The sequence below is a fragment of the Morganella morganii genome (genome assembly GCF_019242955.1).
GTDB classification, from domain to species: Bacteria; Pseudomonadota; Gammaproteobacteria; order Enterobacterales; family Enterobacteriaceae; genus Morganella; species Morganella sibonii.
This window is the reverse complement of the sequence record NZ_CP066129.1, coordinates 3,751,994-3,770,904: the sequence shown is the minus strand read 5'-3', so window position 1 is coordinate 3,770,904 and position 18,911 is coordinate 3,751,994. Positions and strand designations below refer to the sequence as shown.

At 49.1% G+C, this 18,911-nt stretch carries 17 protein-coding genes; 8 read left to right on the top strand and 9 right to left on the bottom strand.

Going from position 1 to position 18,911, the window contains the following annotated elements; translation table 11 throughout:
- The first annotated feature begins 154 nt into the window (after positions 1 to 154).
- A complete protein-coding gene (locus JC793_RS17615; RefSeq protein WP_218426868.1) occupies positions 155 to 1,414 on the top strand; it encodes a Zn-dependent hydrolase in 1,260 nt (419 codons plus the stop codon).
- A gap of 46 nt (positions 1,415 to 1,460) precedes the next feature.
- Here the strand turns inward: JC793_RS17615 and JC793_RS17610 are convergent, their stop codons facing one another.
- Entirely contained in the window at positions 1,461 to 2,366 is a 906-nt protein-coding gene (locus JC793_RS17610; RefSeq protein ID WP_218426866.1) for a DMT family transporter, read from the bottom strand.
- Positions 2,367 to 2,581: 215 nt separating this feature from the next.
- Between JC793_RS17610 and JC793_RS17605 the strand changes: the two genes are divergently transcribed.
- From JC793_RS17605 to fba, 7 genes are all read left to right on the top strand, one after another.
- Complete coding sequence (locus JC793_RS17605) at positions 2,582 to 4,795, top strand: TonB-dependent siderophore receptor (RefSeq protein ID WP_218426864.1); 2,214 nt, start codon at positions 2,582 to 2,584, stop codon at positions 4,793 to 4,795.
- A gap of 10 nt (positions 4,796 to 4,805) precedes the next feature.
- A complete protein-coding gene (locus tag JC793_RS17600) occupies positions 4,806 to 5,906 on the top strand; it encodes an ABC transporter substrate-binding protein (RefSeq protein WP_247717282.1) in 1,101 nt (366 codons plus the stop codon).
- 411 nt (positions 5,907 to 6,317) lie between these two features.
- Positions 6,318 to 6,767, top strand: a complete 450-nt coding sequence (locus tag JC793_RS17595) for a PTS sugar transporter subunit IIA (RefSeq protein WP_166708709.1) — start codon at positions 6,318 to 6,320, stop codon at positions 6,765 to 6,767.
- Positions 6,764 to 7,045 (top strand): PTS sugar transporter subunit IIB, encoded by a 282-nt coding sequence (locus JC793_RS17590; RefSeq protein ID WP_046894327.1) that lies wholly within the window; start codon positions 6,764 to 6,766, stop codon positions 7,043 to 7,045. Before JC793_RS17595 ends, JC793_RS17590 begins: the two co-directional genes overlap by 4 nt.
- Before the next feature lie 29 nt (positions 7,046 to 7,074).
- Positions 7,075 to 8,469, top strand: a complete 1,395-nt coding sequence (ulaA, locus tag JC793_RS17585) for a PTS ascorbate transporter subunit IIC (protein WP_046894328.1) — start codon at positions 7,075 to 7,077, stop codon at positions 8,467 to 8,469.
- 34 nt (positions 8,470 to 8,503) lie between these two features.
- Positions 8,504 to 9,469 (top strand): carbohydrate kinase family protein, encoded by a 966-nt coding sequence (locus tag JC793_RS17580; protein WP_004234690.1) that lies wholly within the window; start codon positions 8,504 to 8,506, stop codon positions 9,467 to 9,469.
- A gap of 83 nt (positions 9,470 to 9,552) precedes the next feature.
- Entirely contained in the window at positions 9,553 to 10,416 is an 864-nt protein-coding gene (gene fba, locus JC793_RS17575; protein ID WP_004241136.1) for a class II fructose-1,6-bisphosphate aldolase, read from the top strand.
- A 27-nt stretch (positions 10,417 to 10,443) separates the two neighbouring features.
- Here fba and JC793_RS17570 read toward each other — a convergent pair whose 3' ends face one another.
- From JC793_RS17570 to JC793_RS17535, 8 genes are all read right to left on the bottom strand, one after another.
- Positions 10,444 to 11,346: a LysR family transcriptional regulator ArgP gene (locus JC793_RS17570; protein WP_046894329.1), complete on the bottom strand. Its 903-nt coding sequence runs from the start codon at positions 11,344 to 11,346 to the stop codon at positions 10,444 to 10,446.
- Positions 11,347 to 11,445: 99 nt separating this feature from the next.
- Entirely contained in the window at positions 11,446 to 12,309 is an 864-nt protein-coding gene (locus tag JC793_RS17565; RefSeq protein WP_166708708.1) for an MrpH family fimbial adhesin, read from the bottom strand.
- A 7-nt stretch (positions 12,310 to 12,316) separates the two neighbouring features.
- Positions 12,317 to 12,859, bottom strand: coding sequence for a fimbrial protein (locus tag JC793_RS17560; protein ID WP_208323198.1), 543 nt, complete (start codon positions 12,857 to 12,859; stop codon positions 12,317 to 12,319).
- Positions 12,859 to 13,341, bottom strand: coding sequence for a fimbrial protein (locus JC793_RS17555; RefSeq protein WP_166708707.1), 483 nt, complete (start codon positions 13,339 to 13,341; stop codon positions 12,859 to 12,861). Before JC793_RS17555 ends, JC793_RS17560 begins: the two co-directional genes overlap by 1 nt.
- Before the next feature lie 9 nt (positions 13,342 to 13,350).
- Positions 13,351 to 13,842 (bottom strand): fimbrial protein, encoded by a 492-nt coding sequence (locus JC793_RS17550; protein ID WP_166708706.1) that lies wholly within the window; start codon positions 13,840 to 13,842, stop codon positions 13,351 to 13,353.
- Between the two features lie 19 nt (positions 13,843 to 13,861).
- Positions 13,862 to 14,596 (bottom strand): fimbrial biogenesis chaperone, encoded by a 735-nt coding sequence (locus JC793_RS17545; RefSeq protein WP_218426862.1) that lies wholly within the window; start codon positions 14,594 to 14,596, stop codon positions 13,862 to 13,864.
- 61 nt (positions 14,597 to 14,657) lie between these two features.
- Positions 14,658 to 17,156: a fimbria/pilus outer membrane usher protein gene (locus JC793_RS17540; protein ID WP_218426860.1), complete on the bottom strand. Its 2,499-nt coding sequence runs from the start codon at positions 17,154 to 17,156 to the stop codon at positions 14,658 to 14,660.
- Between the two features lie 95 nt (positions 17,157 to 17,251).
- Complete coding sequence (locus JC793_RS17535) at positions 17,252 to 17,779, bottom strand: fimbrial protein (protein WP_243846912.1); 528 nt, start codon at positions 17,777 to 17,779, stop codon at positions 17,252 to 17,254.
- Positions 17,780 to 18,911 lie beyond the last annotated feature (1,132 nt).

Below are 18,911 nucleotides of genomic sequence, written 5' to 3'. Positions count from 1 at the left end.
CTGCCCGGGGCTCCGGGAAACCGTGGCAGCGGCAGTATTTTTCTGTTTCATACCCTATGCTGTTTTTGCATAACAGGCAGTGACTATCACCGGTAGGATGATTTTGCAGCATAATTAATAACCATACAGCCACAATAACAATAATGAGGTGATCATGAATCACAAATCCGATGTACTGAAGATAGACGGAAAGACCTTACTGAATTATTTGCAGGAACTGGGGAATACCGGGGCGGACCCGGTAAAAGGCGGGCGGACACGGACGGCGCTGACCGATGCGGAAACGCAGGGGCGTGACCTGGTGGTCAGCTGGATGAAGGCACTGGATTTAGTGATCCGCATCGATCAGATCGGGAATATTTTCGGCACGCTGCCGTCTGTTTCCGGAAACAGCGATACTGCTCCGCTGATGATAGGGTCGCATATCGATACAGTGATTAACGCCGGGGCGCTGGATGGCTGCTACGGGGTACTCAGCGGTCTGGCGGTTGTCCGCGCATTCCGTGAAGCCGGCGTGCTGCCGTCCCGTCCGATTACCGTGGCAGCGTTCACCAACGAAGAGGGTGTGCGTTTTCATCCGGATATGATGGGCTCGCTGGTGTATGCGGGCGGTTATCCGCTGGAGGATGCGCTGAATGCAGTCGCCACTGACGGGGCTGTATTGCGTGATGAACTGGAGCGCGCCGGTTATGCGGGAAGTATGGTGCCGGGCAGTATCGTGCCGCATGAATATCTGGAACTGCATATTGAGCAGGGGCCGGTACTGGAAGCGGAAGGATTACAGATCGGTGTGGTGGAGAGTTTACAGGGTATCTCGTGGCAGGAAATCACTATCACCGGCACGGCAAACCACGCCGGTACCACACCGACACGGCTGCGCCATGATGCCGGATATGCAGCGGCGAAACTGATCGCCTTTCTGCGTGAGGGGATTTCACAGAAAAATGGTGCCACATTAACCACGGTGGGGACGATTGCCTTTGAACCGAATGCGATTAACGTGATCCCGGGGTCAGCAAGGTTCACCATTGATATGCGTGATCCGGATGAGGAACGCCTGCAATGGGCGGAAGAGCAGATCCGCAGTTATCTGGCGGTGTTATCAGAGCAGGAGGGGGTGACAGTTTCTTCTCATCAGCTGGCACGTTTTCAGCCGGTGGTATTTGATAAAACGCTGGTCAGCTGTGTGGAAACAGCCGCAAAATCCGCCGGAACCGCATATCGTCGTATGCCGTCCGGAGCGGGACATGATGCCCAGATGATTGCGCGGATAGCCCCGGCGGCGATGATTTTTGTGCCGAGTAAAAACGGTATCAGCCATAACCCGGCTGAATATACCGAAGAGGCGGATCTGATCCGCGGTGCACAGGTGCTGCTGGATACGGTAATACTGAGACTGGCTGATCCGGTGTAAGTTATCCCGGAAAAACGGCGGCATCCGGATGGATACCGCCGGTAAATTATTTTACGGGCGCCGGTGCGGGCTGTTTTCCCCGGCTGACCAGCAGCCAGACCGCCACACAGACAATCAGCGCGCCGAGGAAGAAATTCGGGCTGAGTGTCTCATCAAGCACAAGATAACCCCACAAAATACCGAACGGCGGGATCATAAAGGTCACTGTCAGTGAACGCATCGGGCCGATATCGGCAATCAGGCGGAAATAGAGAATATACGCCACAGCGGTACAGAGCAGCCCCACTGCAATCACACTGCCCCAGACCAGCGGCTGCGCCCAGTTAATCTCCGGGCCGGTCGTGACACTGAAACCGAAAAACGGCAGCAGAAAAAGGGTGGCACCGAGCTGACTGCCGAACGCGACCAGCCGGGCGTCCAGGCCGCCTTTTTCACTGATCCAGCGCCGTGTCAGAAATCCTGCCAGCCCGTAACAGGCGGTGGCAATCAGACAGGCGGTCACGCCCCATAACAGATGGGCGGAAGACTGACTTTCCCCGACGGTGGTGATTACCACAATACCGGCCAGCCCCATCATCACACCCAGCCATTTGCGGGCGGTCAGGGTTTCGGCAAAGAAAGCAAAACCGATCAGGGCGCCCATCAGCGGGGTGGTGGCGTTGAGAATGGCAGAATAACCCGCCGGGAGCCACTGTGCGGCGAGGCAGTACATAAAAAAGGGGATCCCGGAGTTAATGACACCGAGTAATAATGCCGGTTTCAATTTTCCGTCGAACCGGAAAGTGCGGCGCATCACGAGGAGAATGACCAGCAGCCCCGCACAGCCAAAAAAGACACGCAGAAAGGCGGTATTAACCGCGCCGAACTGCGGGGAGGCCACCCGCATAAAAAGAAAGCTGGCACCCCAGATGGCCGCCAGCAGGATAAGCCGCAGATAATCCGCAGGTCGCATGGGATTCCTTATTTAAAAATCAGTGAGTTAAGAGAGTGATATCAGGTTCCTGTTGTCAGACAGGATGCGCTTCAACTATATCACAGTGAATAGTCACTCACTGAACATCAGATATTAAAAAGCAAGAGGTTAATATTTCTGCTTGTGATAATCATTCTCAGTCAATATTATCAGCGGCGTGATATTGAACTTCTTATTCTTACAGGAAAGATAACATGCGTATCCGCTCTCTTTGTCTTCTGACGCCCTGCCTGACCCTTTTAATCACGCCGGAAGTCCTCGCCGCAGCCACCACTGATTCCGGTGAACCCATTGTGGTCTCTGCTTCGCGCAGCTACCGGACAGTCGCTGAAATGGCCCAGACCACCTGGGTCATTGATAATGCGGATATCGCGCAGCAGGCGGAAGGCGGCAAAGAGCTGAAAGATATCCTGGCACAGCTGATCCCGGGGATGAGTGTCAGCGGCCAGGGCCGGACAAACTACGGCATGAATATGCGCGGGCGTTCAATGATTGTGATGGTGGATGGCGTACGCCTGAATTCATCACGCAGTGACAGCCGTCAGCTGGATTCTATTGACCCGTTCAATATCAACCATATCGAAGTAATTTCCGGTGCGACCTCTCTGTACGGTGGCGGCAGCAGCGGTGGTCTGATTAATATCGTGACTAAAAAAGGTCAGGCGGAAAAACAGGCCGAGGTTCAGATCGGCGGTAAAAGCGGGTTCCGCAACGGTTCGGATCATGATGAAAACGTAGCAGCGGCGGTCAGCGGCGGTAATGATCAGGCTTACGGGCGTTTATCCGTGGCTTATCAGCGTTACGGCGGCTGGTATGACGGCAAAGGCCGCGAAGTACTGATCGACAACACCCAGACCGGACTTCAGTATTCTGACCGGCTGGATGTGATGGGCTCCGGAACACTGACGATTGATGATCACCAGTCGCTGGAACTGATGGCGCAATATTACAACAGTGAATCTGACGGCAAACACGGGATCGATCTCGGTAAAGATTTTGCGGCCGTCTTAGGGAAAGGCACGGCGCATAACAGTGATAAGCTGGATTCTGACCGTATTCCGGGCACCAAACGCCATATGGTCAATCTGCAATACAGCAACAGTGATCTGCTGGGGCAGGATCTGGTGGCTCAGGCGTATTACCGCGATGAAACTCAGACTTTCTATCCGTTCCCGGCGCTGGGCGGTAAAAAGCCGGATTACGTGGTCAGCAGTATCAGTGCATCAGAGCAGAAAACCGATTTCTACGGCGGTAAAGTCACTTTTAACAGCAAGCCGCTGGATAACCTGACGCTGACTTACGGCGCGGATGCCGAGCATGAAAAATTCAGTGCCAATCAGAAGTTCTTTAATCTGCAAAAAGCCAAAGAAAGTAACGGACTGACACTGGATTCCGCCTATAACACCGGGCGTTATTCGGGCTACACTACCACCACGATGGCGGCGTTTCTGCAAAGCAGTTATGACATCAACCCGCTGGTGACGCTGAGCGGCGGTGTGCGTTATCAGTACACGAAAAATAAAGTGGATGATTTCACCGGTTATCAGCAGCAACAGCTGATTGCCGAAGGTAAAGCCACTTCAGCGGATGCGGTACCGGGCGGGGAAACGGATTACAACAACCTGTTATTTAATGCCGGGGTGCTGCTCAATCTGACTGACACACAACAGACCTGGTTTAATTTCTCCCAGGGCTTTGAAATTCCCGATATCGCCAAATTCTACGGCACCGGCACTTACGGTTCGCCGGTCAATGGTCATTATCCGCTGCTCAACAGTGTGAATATCAATGATACGCGGGTAAAAGGTATCAAAGTCAATTCCTTCGAGCTGGGCTGGCGTTACACCGGGGACAGCCTGCAAACTCAGCTGGCGGCGTACTATTCACTGTCTGACAGCAGCTACGACATCAATAAGAAAGATATGACTATCTTCCTGAAAGATGACAAACGCCGGATCTACGGCGTGGAAGGGGCGGCGGATTACGCGATCGCAGATACTGACTGGCGTGTCGGGACTAATTTCAACCTGATCAAATCCGAGACCAAAGCGGGCGATCAGTGGGAAAAATGGAGTGTGAAGTTTGCCAGCCCGTCAAAAGTTACCGCGTATGTGGCATGGGAGCCGTCGGACTGGACACTGCGTCTGCAAAGCCAGCAATCTTTCAGCCTGACCGATGCGGACGGGGAGAAACTGGACGGATATAACACCGTCGATTTCCTTGGCAGCTATCAGCTACCGGTGGGTAAAGTCAGCTTTGCGGTCGAAAATCTGCTGGATAAAGATTACACCACCGTGTGGGGGCAGCGCGCACCTATCCTGTACAGCCCGTCGTACGGTGCACCGGACTTATACAGTTATAAAGGTCGCGGGCGGACATTCGCACTGAATTATCTGGTGACATTCTGAGGCCCGTTTTATGCGTATATTCCTGTTGATGATGACGCTGCTGCTGAGCACGGGATCCCGTGCTCAGACGCAGATTATCACTGATTTGCAGGGGCGGTCCGTGGCGGTGAACACGCCGGTTAAGCGGCTGTTTCTTGCGGATGCCCGCGATATTCTGGCGGTGGATATTGCCGCCGGTAAAACACATTTTGCGTCTCTCAGCGGGTGGAGTGATACCCTGACGCATTATGCCCCGGATCTGAAAGCGGCGTATCTGGACGCTGCGCCGGAACTGGCGCGGTTACCGGTTCTGCCGAAAAGCAAGGACGGCACATTTACAACAGAAAATCTGCTGACGTTGTCGCCGGATGCGGTGCTGATGCACAAATCGTCCTATGGGCTGATGAAAAGTTCGAATCTGCTGCCGCAACTGGAAGCGGCGGGTATTCCGGTGATTTTTATCGATTTCCGCAGTGAAATGACAGAAAACACGCCGAAAAGTATTCAGATTATCGGCGCGCTGTTTGAAACAGAAGGACGGGCAGCGGAGTTCTCGGAATATTACCGGACTAAGCTGGCCGCGCTGCGTCAGCGCCTGCCGGAACAAAAGCCATCCGTGCTGATTGAAAGCAGTGCGGGGATATTCGGCAATGACTGCTGCCGTTTATACGGACGTACCGGATTCGGGGAACTGGCGGATATTGCGGGTGGCGATAACCTGGTGCGTGACACGATACCGGCAAACGGTGCGGAGAGCAGTACCGAAACGATTCTGGATCTGAATCCGCAATTTTATGTCCTGACCGGTGCGGACTGGAGACAGTACAGCCGCCGCTCTGAAGCGGTGACACTCGGATACGGTATTCCGCCGGAACCGGCAACGAAAGAGATGGCCGCGCTGATGAACCGCCAGGGATTATCCTCACTGGAGGCAGTAAAATCCGGGCGTGTGATGGCGGTTTACCATAATTTCTATAACAGTCCGCTGAATATTTTTGCTGCCGAAGCACTGGCTGCCTTTTTCCATCCGCAGGCATTCCGTGACCTGAATCCGCGGGCAGAAATGATGTCATTCCATCAGCGGTTTACCGCGATCAGTGGTGCAGGAACGTTCTGGGTGACGATGCAGTAATTATCTGTCAGTCAGAAAAAACAGCGCAGAAGCCCGGCACAAAATAACGTTGCCGGGCTTCTGTTTTTTTATCGCCGGTTAAAAATAAATCAATTTCGCCCTTCAGTTTGATCCGCCCCGCAAAGTGACGATTCAATACCCCAAAAAGTGTGATGAACATCTTATTTTCATCAGGGAAACTATGACTCAGGCCACATATTCAGCCCGGGAAATCAAAACAGAGATATTTCCGGTAAAAAGTAATTGCATGAATTAACAGGATTATTTTTTGCTTTACACGATAAAGCGTTATTTCAGGCAAACGAGATCGTCCTCACATTCTTAAAACCGGAATGTGATCTTTGTCGCTATTTATTTAGCGGTAAATAGGCCATCTTTAAAATAAGAAAAAATCACATCAGGAGTTCGGTTTTGGATATTCATTTTGAGAGCGGGCTGTTATCCCTGAATCAGAATTTTACGTCTCCGGAAGAGGGCATCCGCTATGCCGGTGAGTTACTGCAAAAATCAGGCGCCTGTACCCCTGATTATATTGAGGAAATGATCCGCGTATATCATGAATTCGGTCCGGTGATTGTGCTGGATACCGGGGTGGCGATGCCGCATGCAAGACCGGAGAAAGGTGCACTGAAAACCGCGTTTTCGGTGGTGGTGACCGGGACACCGCTGGTGTTTCATCATGAGGAGTTTGATCCGGTCAATGTCATTATTGCTATCAGCGCGACAGATTCAGATACCCATATTCATCTGATTCAGACCGTGGCTGATCTGATTGAGAACAATATTACTGAGTTTGTAAAAGATAATAACAAAGAACAGATATTGCAATTTATCCGGACGTCGATAGAGAGGACAGTATGATTAAAATAAGAACTGTGTGCGGCAATGGTATCGGCAGCTCATTAATGGCCGCCAATAATGTGAAAAAAATTTGTGAGGAGATGGGCATAAAAGCCGATGTGGCGTCGGTGGATTTTGCGAATGCCGTCGGTGAGAGAGCGGATCTGTATGTCACGATTAAAGAGCTGGCATCACAATTTCCGCCGCAGTGTGAAGTGGCTGTGATCCGCAGTTATGTGCATAAAGCCAAAATTGCGGAAGATATTAAAGATGCTTTACTGAAACTGAGTCAATCCTGATAGTTCATTCTTGTTACAGGAATTAAATTATGGCTTATATTCTCTCATTCCTGACTGAGATATTCAGTCAGCCTGCCTTTCTTATGGGGATTATCTCCCTGGTGGGGTTGCTGGCATTACGGTCACCGGTCAATAAATTATTAACCGGGACATTAAAACCGATCCTCGGTTATTTAATGCTGAGTGCAGGTGCCGGTGTTATTGTGGCAAACCTGAATCCGCTCGGCGGTATTATTGAAGCCGGTTTTAATATCCGGGGTGTTATTCCGAATAACGAAGCAATTGTTTCTGTTGCCCAGAAATTACTGGGTGTGGAAACCATGAGTATTTTATTACTCGGCTTTATTTTCAACCTGGCGATTGCCCGCTTCACCAAATATAAATATATCTTTTTAACCGGTCACCACTCTTTCTTTTTAGCCTGCTTATTCTCGGCGGTATTACAGGCCGCGAATTTCAAAGGCTGGGAAATGGTGATTATCGGCGGTTTCCTGCTGGGGTCCTGGTCCGCTATTTCACCGGCGATCGGACAGCGTTATACCAAACGTGTAACGGAAGACGGCGGTATTGCCATGGGGCACTTTGGTTCCCTCGGTTATTATCTGTCAGCCTGGATTGCATCAAAAACCGGTAAAGCGGAAAACTCATTTGCGGATACTGAAATTTCAGAAAAATGGGGCTTCCTGCGCGATACCACGGTAACTACCGGTATTGTGATGGTGGTGATTTATCTGGTGTGCAGCATCGTTGCCGGTTCCGCTTATATCAGCACTATCACAGAGCAGAACATGGTGATTTTCTCCATCCTGACCGGTTTGCAGTTTGCGGTGGGTGTGGCGATTGTCTACAGCGGTGTGCGCTTAATCCTGGGTGACCTCGTACCTGCGTTCCAGGGTATCAGCCAGAAACTGATCCCGAACTCAATTCCGGCGGTTGACTGTGCAGTCTTCTTTACCTTCAGCCCTACAGCGGTGGTCATCGGCTTTATCAGCTCCTTTATCGGCGGCCTTGTCGGCATGCTGATGCTGGGCGGTCTGGGTATGGCGCTGATTATCCCGGGTATGGTGCCGCACTTCTTCTGCGGCGGTACATCCGGTGTCTTTGCGGACAAACTGGGCGGCAAAAAAGGCTGTATTATCGCATCCTTTATCGGCGGTATTTTCCTGGCCTTCTTACCGGCAATGTTGTTACCGGCACTGGGTAACCTGGGCTTCGAAAACAGTACCTTCGCAGACTTTGACTTCGCGGTATGGGGCATTGTTATCGGTGAAGCCTTTACCCACTTCGGTCAGATTGCGATTTACCTGATTTGTTTTGTTCTGGTTCTGGCATTACTGGCGCCGTTTGCCTTTAAATCAGTCAAAGTGGTGGGTGATACCCTGAGCTATGACGAGTTAATGGAAAAAGACCGCGCACATAAGTAAACATGATACTGACGAAAGGCTTTAAGGAGTTGTTATGGCAGTAATTTCTGTCGGTTTATCTTGCTTCGACCAGTTCTTCTTCCTTAACCGCTGGCCGGAGGAGAATACTAAAAATTTCTCCGGCGATTTTATTGAAAGCGGCGGCGGACCCTGTGCCAATGCAGCATGGTTACTGGGATTGTGGGGTGAGGATATTTATTTTACCGGACACCTTAACCACGATATTTATGGTCAGAAAATTATTGATGAGTTTCATGATGTGGGTGTGAATACCGATTACGTCATTTTTAACGATGAAATGATCACACCGCTGGCATCTGTATTAGTGAATCAGTTAAATGGTTCCCGGACAATTATTACGCGCAAACTGGTCTCGCCGCCGCGTATGACATTCGAAGAGAAATTAAAAATTGATGAGCTGATTACCCGCCTGACACAGGAGGATAAAGGGGAAGTCATCACGGTATTAATCGACGGTCATGAACCGGAGCTGAGTGAATATATTCTGACCCGTCTGCCGGATGCCCGCGTCGTGATGGACGCGGGGTCCCTGCGGGAAAGTAATTTAAATCTGGCGAAATATACCGATTATCTGGTCGCCAGTGAAAACTTTGCCCGTGACCTGATTGAGATTGATAAATTCACCACCGATATTCAGTTGAAAACAGCATTAACAGAACTGAATAAACTGGCCAGGGGTGAGGCATTTATTACGCTGGGTGAGAAAGGCTGTGCGTATCTGCAAAACGGAATGCTGACAATATCACCGGCGTTTATTTGTAATGCGATTGATACAACCGGTGCCGGTGATATATTCCACGGCGCATTTACGTACGGGGTTCATTATAACTGGCATATCGAGAATATTATTTTATTTGCCAGTCTGTCAGCAGCGATCTCAATTGAGAAAAAAGGGGTGCGCGAATCAATGCCGGATTTGGCAGATGTTCATAATGCGGTGAATAAATACGAAAGAAACCTGAAGCACTATTTTGATTGATTCTGGTTTTTGATTAATTCTGGTTTCGATTAAATTCTGATTTTTAATTAAATTTCAGTTATACGCCAACAAGGGGAAATCCGATGTTAGTTTCGATGGAGAATATGCTCAATCGTGCCTTTGCACGCCAGTACGCCGTCGGCCAGTTTAATATTAATAACCTGGAGTGGACAGGAACAGTATTAAAAGTTGCACAGCAACTGCGTTCCCCGGTTATTTTAGGTGTCTCCGGCGGAACCATAAAACATATGCTCGGGCTGAAATGTATTCACGATATTGTGGTGAATGCGATGGAGTTTCTGGAAATAGATGTGCCGGTGGCACTGCATCTGGATCACGGCCAGTCTTACGAAGCCTGTGAAGCAGCGATTAAAGCCGGTTTCAGCTCAGTGATGTTCGACGGTTCACATATGCCGTTTGCCGAGAATCTGGCTATTACCAAACGTCTGGTGACATATGCTCACCGCCGTGGTGTGTCTGTGGAAGCCGAACTGGGTACGATTGCCGGCAGTGAGGATGGTATCGTTAACTCTCACGTAATTTATGCGGATCCGGCGGAGTGTCAGAAGCTGGTGGAAGAAACCGGTGTGGATTGTCTGGCGGCGGCGCTCGGCTCGACACACGGGCTGTATAAAGGCAAAGCGAAGCTCGGTTTTGCGGAAATGCAGCATATCGCGCAGCTGGTGAAAGTGCCGCTGGTGCTGCACGGCGGTACCGGTATTTCAGATGAAGATATGAAGAAAGCCATTTCACTCGGTACGGCAAAAATCAACGTCAATACAGAAAATATGTATGCGTGGTGTTTGTCAGTGAAAGAGCAGTTTGAGCAGCAGGGCGCACATGATATTAACGACCCGCGTAAGGTGATTATGAAAGGATTACAGCCGGTCGCAGAGCGTGTGGAAGAGCGGATGCGTCTGTTCGGCTCTGCCGGGCAGTCTCTCTGAACCGTCAGATCCAGTGGTGGCCGCCGTTCAGGCGGTCACCGGGGATTGGGTCAGGTAATCTTTGGCGTTCGTAATAATGGCCTCTGAAATCCGCTGTAATGTTCCTGACTCCGGCTGGTAACGGTGCCAGTAAAGCTGTTTTTGCTGTACCAGTTCCGGCACCAGGTTAATCATCCGTCCGGATTCAAGCTCATGTTTAATCTGATGTTCCGCAATCATACAGCAGGCGGAGTTTTGCAGTACCAGCTGAATATAGGCCTCTGATGACGGCACGATATGGCTGTTCAGGCTTCCCGGGGTTAACCGGAAATACTCCTGCAAAAAGATATGGTGCATATCTGAGGAATGGTTAAAGGACACCACCGGTGCCCGCAGCAGGGCTTCTTTAGTCACCCCGTTACTGAAATATTTTTCCGCAAAAGCCGGGCTGGATACAAAGATATAATCCATCGCCCCCAGATAATCACAGGTTCCGCCGACAGCCGGCAGCGGCTGCATACTGATAGCACCGACGGCTTCCCCTTTAAGCAGATAGTCGAGTGTCCGGCTCTCATCATCCACTTTAATATCCAGGCGAATGGCGCGGTCATCCAGGATTGGTTTGATAGCAGATAAAAACCAGGTCGCCAGGGAGTCAGCGTTGATGGAAATCGGGATGGTAACCACATGGTTGCCGCTTTCATTATCAAAGGCATCATGCTCAATTAAATCAACATGATAAAGCAGACCCAGCAGTTTCTGGCCGAGTTCAGTCGGCTTTGGCGGCACGGTGCGTGTCAGCAGCAGGGAGCCGACCTGATTTTCCAGCTGTTTTACCCGCTGGGAAACTGCCGATTGTGTAATAAAGAGTTTCGCTGAGGCTTTTTCGAATCCCTGTTCTTTGATAATAAGATCGAGCAATCTCAGTGATTTATAATCGACATTCTTCATGGCGGCCCTGCGGTGATGGCGAAAAGTACGGCTATTCTACACGAAAAGGGCGGCAGGAGGAAAAGCGCCGGTACGGGAATACCGGCGCGTAAGCGGAGGTCAGTCGATGGTCATAATAATGGATATATTGCCGAAGAATGAACCGGGCTCTACCGGACCGGTCGTTTCAAGCGTGCTTTTCAGCAGAGCGGTGTTCGGATAGCCCTCCCGGACATAGATCGGTGCGCCGCCGCTGCGGGCATCAAGCAGATAGTTATTCAGTGTCAGCCGGGTATACAGGTTGTTTTTCAGTTTCAGCCGGGCACTTGAGTCAGTCACGGAATAAATCCGGACCGTCGTATCTTTACTGCACTTCATTGTCAGATACTCAGATGCCTGGTGACCATTAATGGCATCTTCCGGTACTTTCTGATGGTTTAAAACCGCACCCGGGCGATCGAGGTCAAAACTGCATATTCCGCCGGGAGGCGGAGAAACACCACAAATAGCGCCGGGATACATATCACCGCTGCCGCCATTGGGCGTTGATGTCAGAAAAAGAGTGACGCACTCATTACGGATTGCGGTTCCGACGTGGTTGGTTGTACCGCTGTAGGGTAATCCGCCGAAGCAGTTATTATAAATATAGTTATAGACATCAAAGCCATCGCGCAGGGTATTTAAATCCATATTACGGCAGCGCTGGTTGAATGTTTGGTCATTACGACTTGCAATTCCGCCCTTGTCGCCGTTGACATGCCGGTGGTTAATATTGGCATAGCATTTGCCGGACAGCCCGGCGACTTTACACGGGTGGGCACTGCCGCGCAGAGGCGGGGTCCAGGCTGAAATAGTGTAGAAATAATCGATATTCGTCGGTTTTCCTTCTGAGCGGGTAATATAACTGTAAAGGTCTGCACGAACGGGCAGCGAGAAAAATATGAGTGCAGTCAGCACACTGATATAACGGATAATCGTTGTCATACCGGCCTCAGAAATAGTCGATAGTCAGAAAAGCGGTGGCGTTAAATGCACCGTACTTAATCGTTTTACCGGCCTTTGCTTTCGGATCGACCTGAAGAAAAGCCGTAAAACGGATGGTATTCTCGCCGTTTCCGGCAATGGTAATCGCATTGGAAAACTGATTCAGCGGGATCAGCGAAATATTATCTGTCCGGATACCGACAGAAAATCCGCCGGCATCACTGGACGGATCAAGCGCCAGATAGGACGGCATATCAGGGGGCGCGGTACCGGTGAATTTAATTTTAAACCGGTTCATATCGGTAATATCACAGTCAGACAGGATCAGGGAAAAGGATTTGCGCACCTCAATTCCCTCATACAGATCCGGCAGGGAAACATCACTGAAATCCACCAGCAGATCTTTATTCTCCGGTAATAATGTACAGGGATCGTTAAACAGCTCCCCGATCACCCGCAGGTTATCTGCGGCATGACCTGCCGGAATAAAGGCGGCGGAGAATGCCAGAGCGCCGCTGAATAACAGACTGAAAGCAGAGAACCGGTTCATCAGAAATACTCCATTGTTACTGTACCGGTGCCGCTGAAAGTGCCCGGCGTGACGTTACCGTCCGGGTTTTTAGTCAGCACAATGGTAAATGTCAGATGGCGGTTATTAACCAGTTGCGCTTTCCCCAAATCCAGTTTTACCCCGGCAAGCTCAACATTAAAGCCCAGATTGTTGCGGTTGGTTTTCAGCAGTTTGTTATTGAACGGCGACCGCGGCCCGTCAACGGTGAGATAATATTTAAAATTCTCAGATTCCTGCTCACAGACAAAAGGAATATCCACCTCTCTGCGGATATCGGATTTCTCCAGTGTTTTTATCTGGATACGCTGAAAATCAACCAGGATTTCCTCGTTATTGTTTACTTTGCAGGGCGGCGGCGGTACCAGTTTTCCGGAGATCCGGATATCCGCGGAGCTGTGTAATGCTGCAAACGCGTATCCCGGAATACAGGCCAGAAGCAGTATAGTGGTGAAAAATCGCATCACAGCTCCTTATTCGTACTCAATATGGATAGTGGCGTTTGCACTGAAATCACCGGCAGGGAGTTTTGCCCCCGGCTTTTTGGCCAGTACGACACGAATATCCGGCTGAGCCGGGTACTGAACCGTAATTTTTTCATTCAGCGGCAGTAACCGGTTGTCAGCCTGAAATTTGACAGCCAGATCCCCGGCGCTGGTGGAAAGGTAGCGGCTGTCAACGGAGGATGAGGTGCCGCTGATATACATTCTTATCCCCCTGGCGCGGTTATCCTTACACTCGATCAGGTAATCGAGTTTTTCACTGTAATTGTCGTTATCAATCTTTGTGGTGATAACGTCTTTAAAATCCACCAGAATATTTTTTCCCTGATTTATCTTACAGGGAGCGGCGATAATTTCACCGGTGACATATACATCGATATAGGTATAAGAACCGCCGGAGACCATCAGCGGCAGGCTCAGCAGTGCCGCGCAGCCGGTACGGAAAAGTGTGGTCAGTGTCATCGGCGGTTCCCCCTGCAAATTACTGGCTATCTGACTGCACGGTGCAGGTGTTACCGGCACAGCTGAATTTCAGCGGTTTGGTATCACCGTAGTCGTTAACATAATAAGCAACCGGCGCGTTACCCAGCGCAGGCGCGCTGAAAGAGGCGGAGGCTTTCGGTGATACCATCAGCGGCTCAAATTTAATTTCTTTTCCGCCGGTGGCATCCAGGCGGGTGACCGACAGATGGTACGGTGTTGTATTTTCAATGGTGTACTGACCGCCATTCTGAGACAGACGGATACCTTCAGCACCGGTGATTTTTTCCATCCGCTCCTGAACCTGAATTGCTTTCGGGCGGTAGAACAGTTTTATTTTGGTTTGCAGGGCAATTTGCAGCACGTTGCTTTTCTCTGCGGCCGGTGGAATTTCACGGACATTCAGATAAAAGACAGATTCGCGATCAGCTGGTAACGAGGCGGCTTCCGGAGAGAGCTGCACTTTAATCTGGCTTTTGCTGTTAGGCTCAATCCGCTGAACCGGCGGGGTCACAAACACCGGAGAGGTGACTTTCTGCCCTGCCGTGTTCTCAATCCAGGACTGCGCCAGATACGGTTTGCTGAGATGCTCATTGGTGACCGTCAGCGGTACGGCTTTGTCACCTTCATTATAAATAACACGGGTTCTGTCGAGTGCAATGGCCGCACCGGCCGTTACCGGAATAGCGGCCAGAGTCGTGAGTGCGGCGCAGAATAAAGTGGTCACTTTTCTCATGTTAAAGTTCCTTACGGATTCATTTGTTAATTCTGTGAAATACAAACCGGTACCGCCTGACTTACTGACAAGGCAGCAGCATATTAAACTGAACGTTATTATCCTTTATTTCCGGGATACGAACAGTACATTGTGTTTGTCCGCCCCAGGCCACTTTCAGCGTCTGACCTGACTGTATACCGGTCAGATAAGCCGAGCCGTTATCGGCAACGATACCGATCTCCGCATTTTTGTCATTAATGACAGAAGCGCCGAAAGGCGGGTGGGTATTATCATTCATGGCAATAATACCCATAATTTTATAGCCCTCGACAACATTAAATTTCCGGTAACCAATTGCACCGGAAGTCAGCGTTGCCTGCTGAACAGAGGTCAGTGCTTCTGCATTATCCGGCATCGCATCAAGATCAAGCGATAACTGTCCGCGCGAATAGGCGGTCGCCACCGGGATAACGGCTTTGCCGAACGTATTGGTCCGTACTGCTTTACCGGTGCCGCGCACATTAATATCCGCAGTACCGCTGGTGTCCGCCAGAATACGCGGCGCCATTGTATTGCCGCTGCGGTGGAATGCCGCACCTTCACCGGTCAGGGTAAAGCCGCCGCGTGACTGGCCGGATACCGTGATCACATTATCCTGAATGTAGGTTCCGCTCAGTGAAAGGTAATTATTTCCCCCCTCATTGGTATAGAAACCCGCCAGGTTTACTCTGCCGTCGCCTTCCCCGGCAGACAGTGAATAGTTACTTGAATTATCAATATCACTATAATAGTTCACGTTGTTACTGCGTGAATTCTTGGTGTAACTGCCGCTGTAACTGAACATGCCTTTATTGTCATCGAGCGGAACAGACAAACTGGCGTACACGCCGTTATCTTTTGTCGAATCTGACTCTGTCCGGTAGGCTGACATACTCAGGCTGAGATTCTTTTTCTCTCCCCAGTCAAAGTTACGGGAAAGGGTCATGCTGTAGTTATTAATGCCCGGTTTATTCCAGAATGTCTGATGACTGTAATTCAGATAGACATTCATGCGCAGAGACGGGAACACCTTGTTAAAGATGATGTTATACATCTCTTTGCTGCTGTCAGTATTTCCGCCGCGGTAGCGCAGATCCACAAACTGGTTCATGGTCATATAACCCCGCTCTGAAAAGCGGTAACCGGCGAATGTCAGCTGGCTGTTGATGGCATCGAATTCTTTGGAATAAGTGATGCTGTAAGAGCCGCCGGCGCTATGTTGTTTACCGGAAAAATCACCCGTATTTGCCCGTGAATAAGAGACTTTCGCGGAAAAGACCCCGAACGGTGCGATATCCCGGCCAATCCCGAGAGACACGTTCTGGTAGTCAGTTGCTGCCAGTACTCCGCCGAACAGCGTGGTGTTGTTGCTCATTCCCCGCGAGAAACTGCCTGTACCGAACGCCGGCCCCTCAGTTTTGTGATCATCTGAGAGCGGTTTACCCGCCGCCAGTTTAAACAGAAACTGGCCGGGACGGATCAGCATGGAAAGGCGTGATGTTTCAATGGTGAAATGCTGCTCACTGCCATCCTGCTCTTTAACGGTAACATTCAGTGTGCCGTCGCCGATGTAGTTCATATCACGGATACGGAACGGCCCTTTGCTGACCTGTTCCTGATAAATGATACGTTCCCCCTGGCGGATAATCACAGTGGCGTTGGTGCGGGCAACCCCGGCAACTTCCGGAGCATAGCCGCGCAGCAGCGGCGGGAACATATTTTCATCTGTTTCCAGACTCAGGCCGGTGTAACGGAAGCCTTCGAACAGTTCTGAGGTCAGATACTGTTCACCGAACATCAGGCGGGCGCTGAGATCACGAATTGCCCGGTAAGCGTAAACTTGGTTCCAGCGCCAGCTTTTTGCATGTTCCGCACTGTCACCGCCGGTTGCCTGCCATTCCGCACGTACACGCCAGGCACCGAGATTGACACCGGTATCACCATAGCTGATAACATCCGTTTTGCTGCTTTTATCGTTATCGCTGCCGGACTGGTAATTGCTGTGGGTAATGGTGGCATTATAGTCGAATATTATTCCGGCGATGCCGTCGTCCCAGCGTTCAGGCGGGTCCCATGACGGATCACTGTATGCCATATAGGCCTGGGGGATCTGAATACTGAGTTTATTATCCGCAATATCACCAATAGTCTGCATCTCTGGTACGGCGCGGATATCAAGACACTGCAGTGTATCCTGCTCTGTCCAGCTGACTTTATCCTGCCATTCATTTTTCATGGCAAGCTGTTTAAATAATTCAGGTGTAATACAAGGGACTGTTATTTCCGGATCATAACCGGGAGTATAAAAAAGAATATTTTCATCACCGGTAATAACATGGTTGTTCAGCTTTATGGCCAGAGGATAAGTGCCCGGCATAACATAATTAGCCCGGCTGAATTTAGAAAAATCAATTTCCTGACTGTCTGCATCCAGGAATGATGTATTAAAATTAACGGCTTCTTCAGCAAATACGTTATTTATCTGAATAGCTGCAATCACAGAAGCTGTCATTATTTTTATTGTTGTTCTGAGCTTCATGAAATATGCCTGCCACCGCTGTCTTTATTATGCAGTGGCGGGCGCAGTCCTTGCAGACCACTGCATATACAAAAAATTATTCAGTAACGATCCTGTTATTGATAAAAAATCTGGAAGTTAACCGGGGTATCGAAATGACCGGTAGTTGCCTGTTCACCGGCAACTACAGACTGGTTACCTTTTACATATGCTGCAAAGTTCAGCGGAGTGATCTGATCTTTGCCGCCGTTCAGGGCGTATTTCTCAGCAGGGAAACGTGAACCCAGCTCGATGGCTTTACCGCCGCTGTCGGTCAGTGCGATACCGGCATTCTGGATTGAACCCAGGCCAACATATTTGGACGTTGCAGTACCGTCTTTCAGTTCAACTGTTGGTGCGGTAAATTGGATCTGTGCAGTTTTATAAGTGCTGGTATCACAGTTTTTCAGTTCGATATTAAATGATTTGCTATCTGTACGATAAGTACCGGTAGTCAGTTCATTACGGCTTATTTCACCGAAATCAACTGTCTGATCCAGGAATTTACTGTCGATAGAGCAAGGAACGTTATTAATAAAGCCTTTGAAATGTACAGTACCGAGGCCGCTTTTTACTTCTGGTGGCTGCACAGGATCTTCTGCCATAGCAGTACCTGCAGCAAATATAGATCCCAGAACAACTGAGAGTAATACTTTCTGAAGTTTCATGTTATTTCCTTTATCAGGGATATTTGTCAATATATAAGAATAATTTGTTTTGTTTTAATTATTAAAATAAAAAATCCCGCGAGGCTCTGGCCGGGATCAATTAATAATAATTATAAGCAATATTCGTTGAGTGCCGGAGTATTATCATAATTGTTTATTGGAGTGTCAATTATACGGTGCAGGGGGCTGTTTTTTTATATCGCGATAACATTTAAATTTAAATGTCACTGCACAGACGGGAAGTGACATTATATATTGAAGATGAACAAAATTCTTTCACGGAAACGACTAAAAAACAGCGGTTTGTTTGGCATCAAAAACGCATTACCTTTTATGTATATTTGATTAAGTTATATTTACAGTGATAAAGTTCATTTAGTTGACATGTTGACCTACGTTTAACTACGGTTAGTAATCTTAATATGCTCATATTCGGATATAGTCACTATTTACAAAACGTGTTTGATTTTAATCAAATACAAAAGTGATTAGTTTTAGTGGTTAGTTTTATATTAATAATTAATAACAGGTGGTAGTTGGCTGTTATCAGAAACAGATAATCCAGTTTTATTTACTATTTTTGAGTTTTGTGATGCTGGTCATATGCCATACTCACCCTGAGACGACTGTTTTTTCTGTCTATGGTCATATTGCAGCATACATCACAGTTAAGTAAATTTTACTTATTAACTATTGGCATTGATATACCGGAATACTCTCATAGTGATGTGTTTTTTAAGTAATTATGTGTGAGCGAGAGCAAAATATTTTTGAGACAGGATGACACAGATTCCATTCAAAAAAATAAAATCACAATATCGTAACAATTTAGTAATGAAAATCCGCTAATCTGATATCGGCCTGCCACCTTTTCCTGAATTTCCTTCTGTTGCCGGAAAGACAGCCATCCGTGGTGTGTCAGTTGCGAAACCCATTCTGTACAGCACTGTTTCCCGGATTTCAGCTCAGAGAACCAGAAAAATAGTCAATATTGTGACCTCTGTCGATATTGATGAAATAGTGTGATCTATATCTGATTTATTCATGTTCTCTGCCACAACGGCCATTT

What these genes read in the sequence shown, in the direction of transcription:
- JC793_RS17615 (WP_218426868.1), top strand. Translation starts at nt 155, where the DNA reads ATGAATCACAAATCCGATGTACTGAAGATAGACGGAAAGACCTTACTG.
- JC793_RS17610 (WP_218426866.1), bottom strand. Translation starts at nt 2,366, where the DNA reads ATGCGACCTGCGGATTATCTGCGGCTTATCCTGCTGGCGGCCATCTGG.
- JC793_RS17605 (WP_218426864.1), top strand. Translation starts at nt 2,582, where the DNA reads ATGCGTATCCGCTCTCTTTGTCTTCTGACGCCCTGCCTGACCCTTTTA.
- JC793_RS17600 (WP_247717282.1), top strand. Translation starts at nt 4,806, where the DNA reads ATGCGTATATTCCTGTTGATGATGACGCTGCTGCTGAGCACGGGATCC.
- JC793_RS17590 (WP_046894327.1), top strand. Translation starts at nt 6,764, where the DNA reads ATGATTAAAATAAGAACTGTGTGCGGCAATGGTATCGGCAGCTCATTA.
- ulaA (WP_046894328.1), top strand. Translation starts at nt 7,075, where the DNA reads ATGGCTTATATTCTCTCATTCCTGACTGAGATATTCAGTCAGCCTGCC.
- JC793_RS17580 (WP_004234690.1), top strand. Translation starts at nt 8,504, where the DNA reads ATGGCAGTAATTTCTGTCGGTTTATCTTGCTTCGACCAGTTCTTCTTC.
- fba (WP_004241136.1), top strand. Translation starts at nt 9,553, where the DNA reads ATGTTAGTTTCGATGGAGAATATGCTCAATCGTGCCTTTGCACGCCAG.
- JC793_RS17570 (WP_046894329.1), bottom strand. Translation starts at nt 11,346, where the DNA reads ATGAAGAATGTCGATTATAAATCACTGAGATTGCTCGATCTTATTATC.
- JC793_RS17565 (WP_166708708.1), bottom strand. Translation starts at nt 12,309, where the DNA reads ATGACAACGATTATCCGTTATATCAGTGTGCTGACTGCACTCATATTT.
- JC793_RS17560 (WP_208323198.1), bottom strand. Translation starts at nt 12,859, where the DNA reads ATGAACCGGTTCTCTGCTTTCAGTCTGTTATTCAGCGGCGCTCTGGCA.
- JC793_RS17555 (WP_166708707.1), bottom strand. Translation starts at nt 13,341, where the DNA reads ATGCGATTTTTCACCACTATACTGCTTCTGGCCTGTATTCCGGGATAC.
- JC793_RS17550 (WP_166708706.1), bottom strand. Translation starts at nt 13,842, where the DNA reads ATGACACTGACCACACTTTTCCGTACCGGCTGCGCGGCACTGCTGAGC.
- JC793_RS17545 (WP_218426862.1), bottom strand. Translation starts at nt 14,596, where the DNA reads ATGAGAAAAGTGACCACTTTATTCTGCGCCGCACTCACGACTCTGGCC.
- JC793_RS17540 (WP_218426860.1), bottom strand. Translation starts at nt 17,156, where the DNA reads ATGAAGCTCAGAACAACAATAAAAATAATGACAGCTTCTGTGATTGCA.
- JC793_RS17535 (WP_243846912.1), bottom strand. Translation starts at nt 17,779, where the DNA reads ATGGCAGAAGATCCTGTGCAGCCACCAGAAGTAAAAAGCGGCCTCGGT.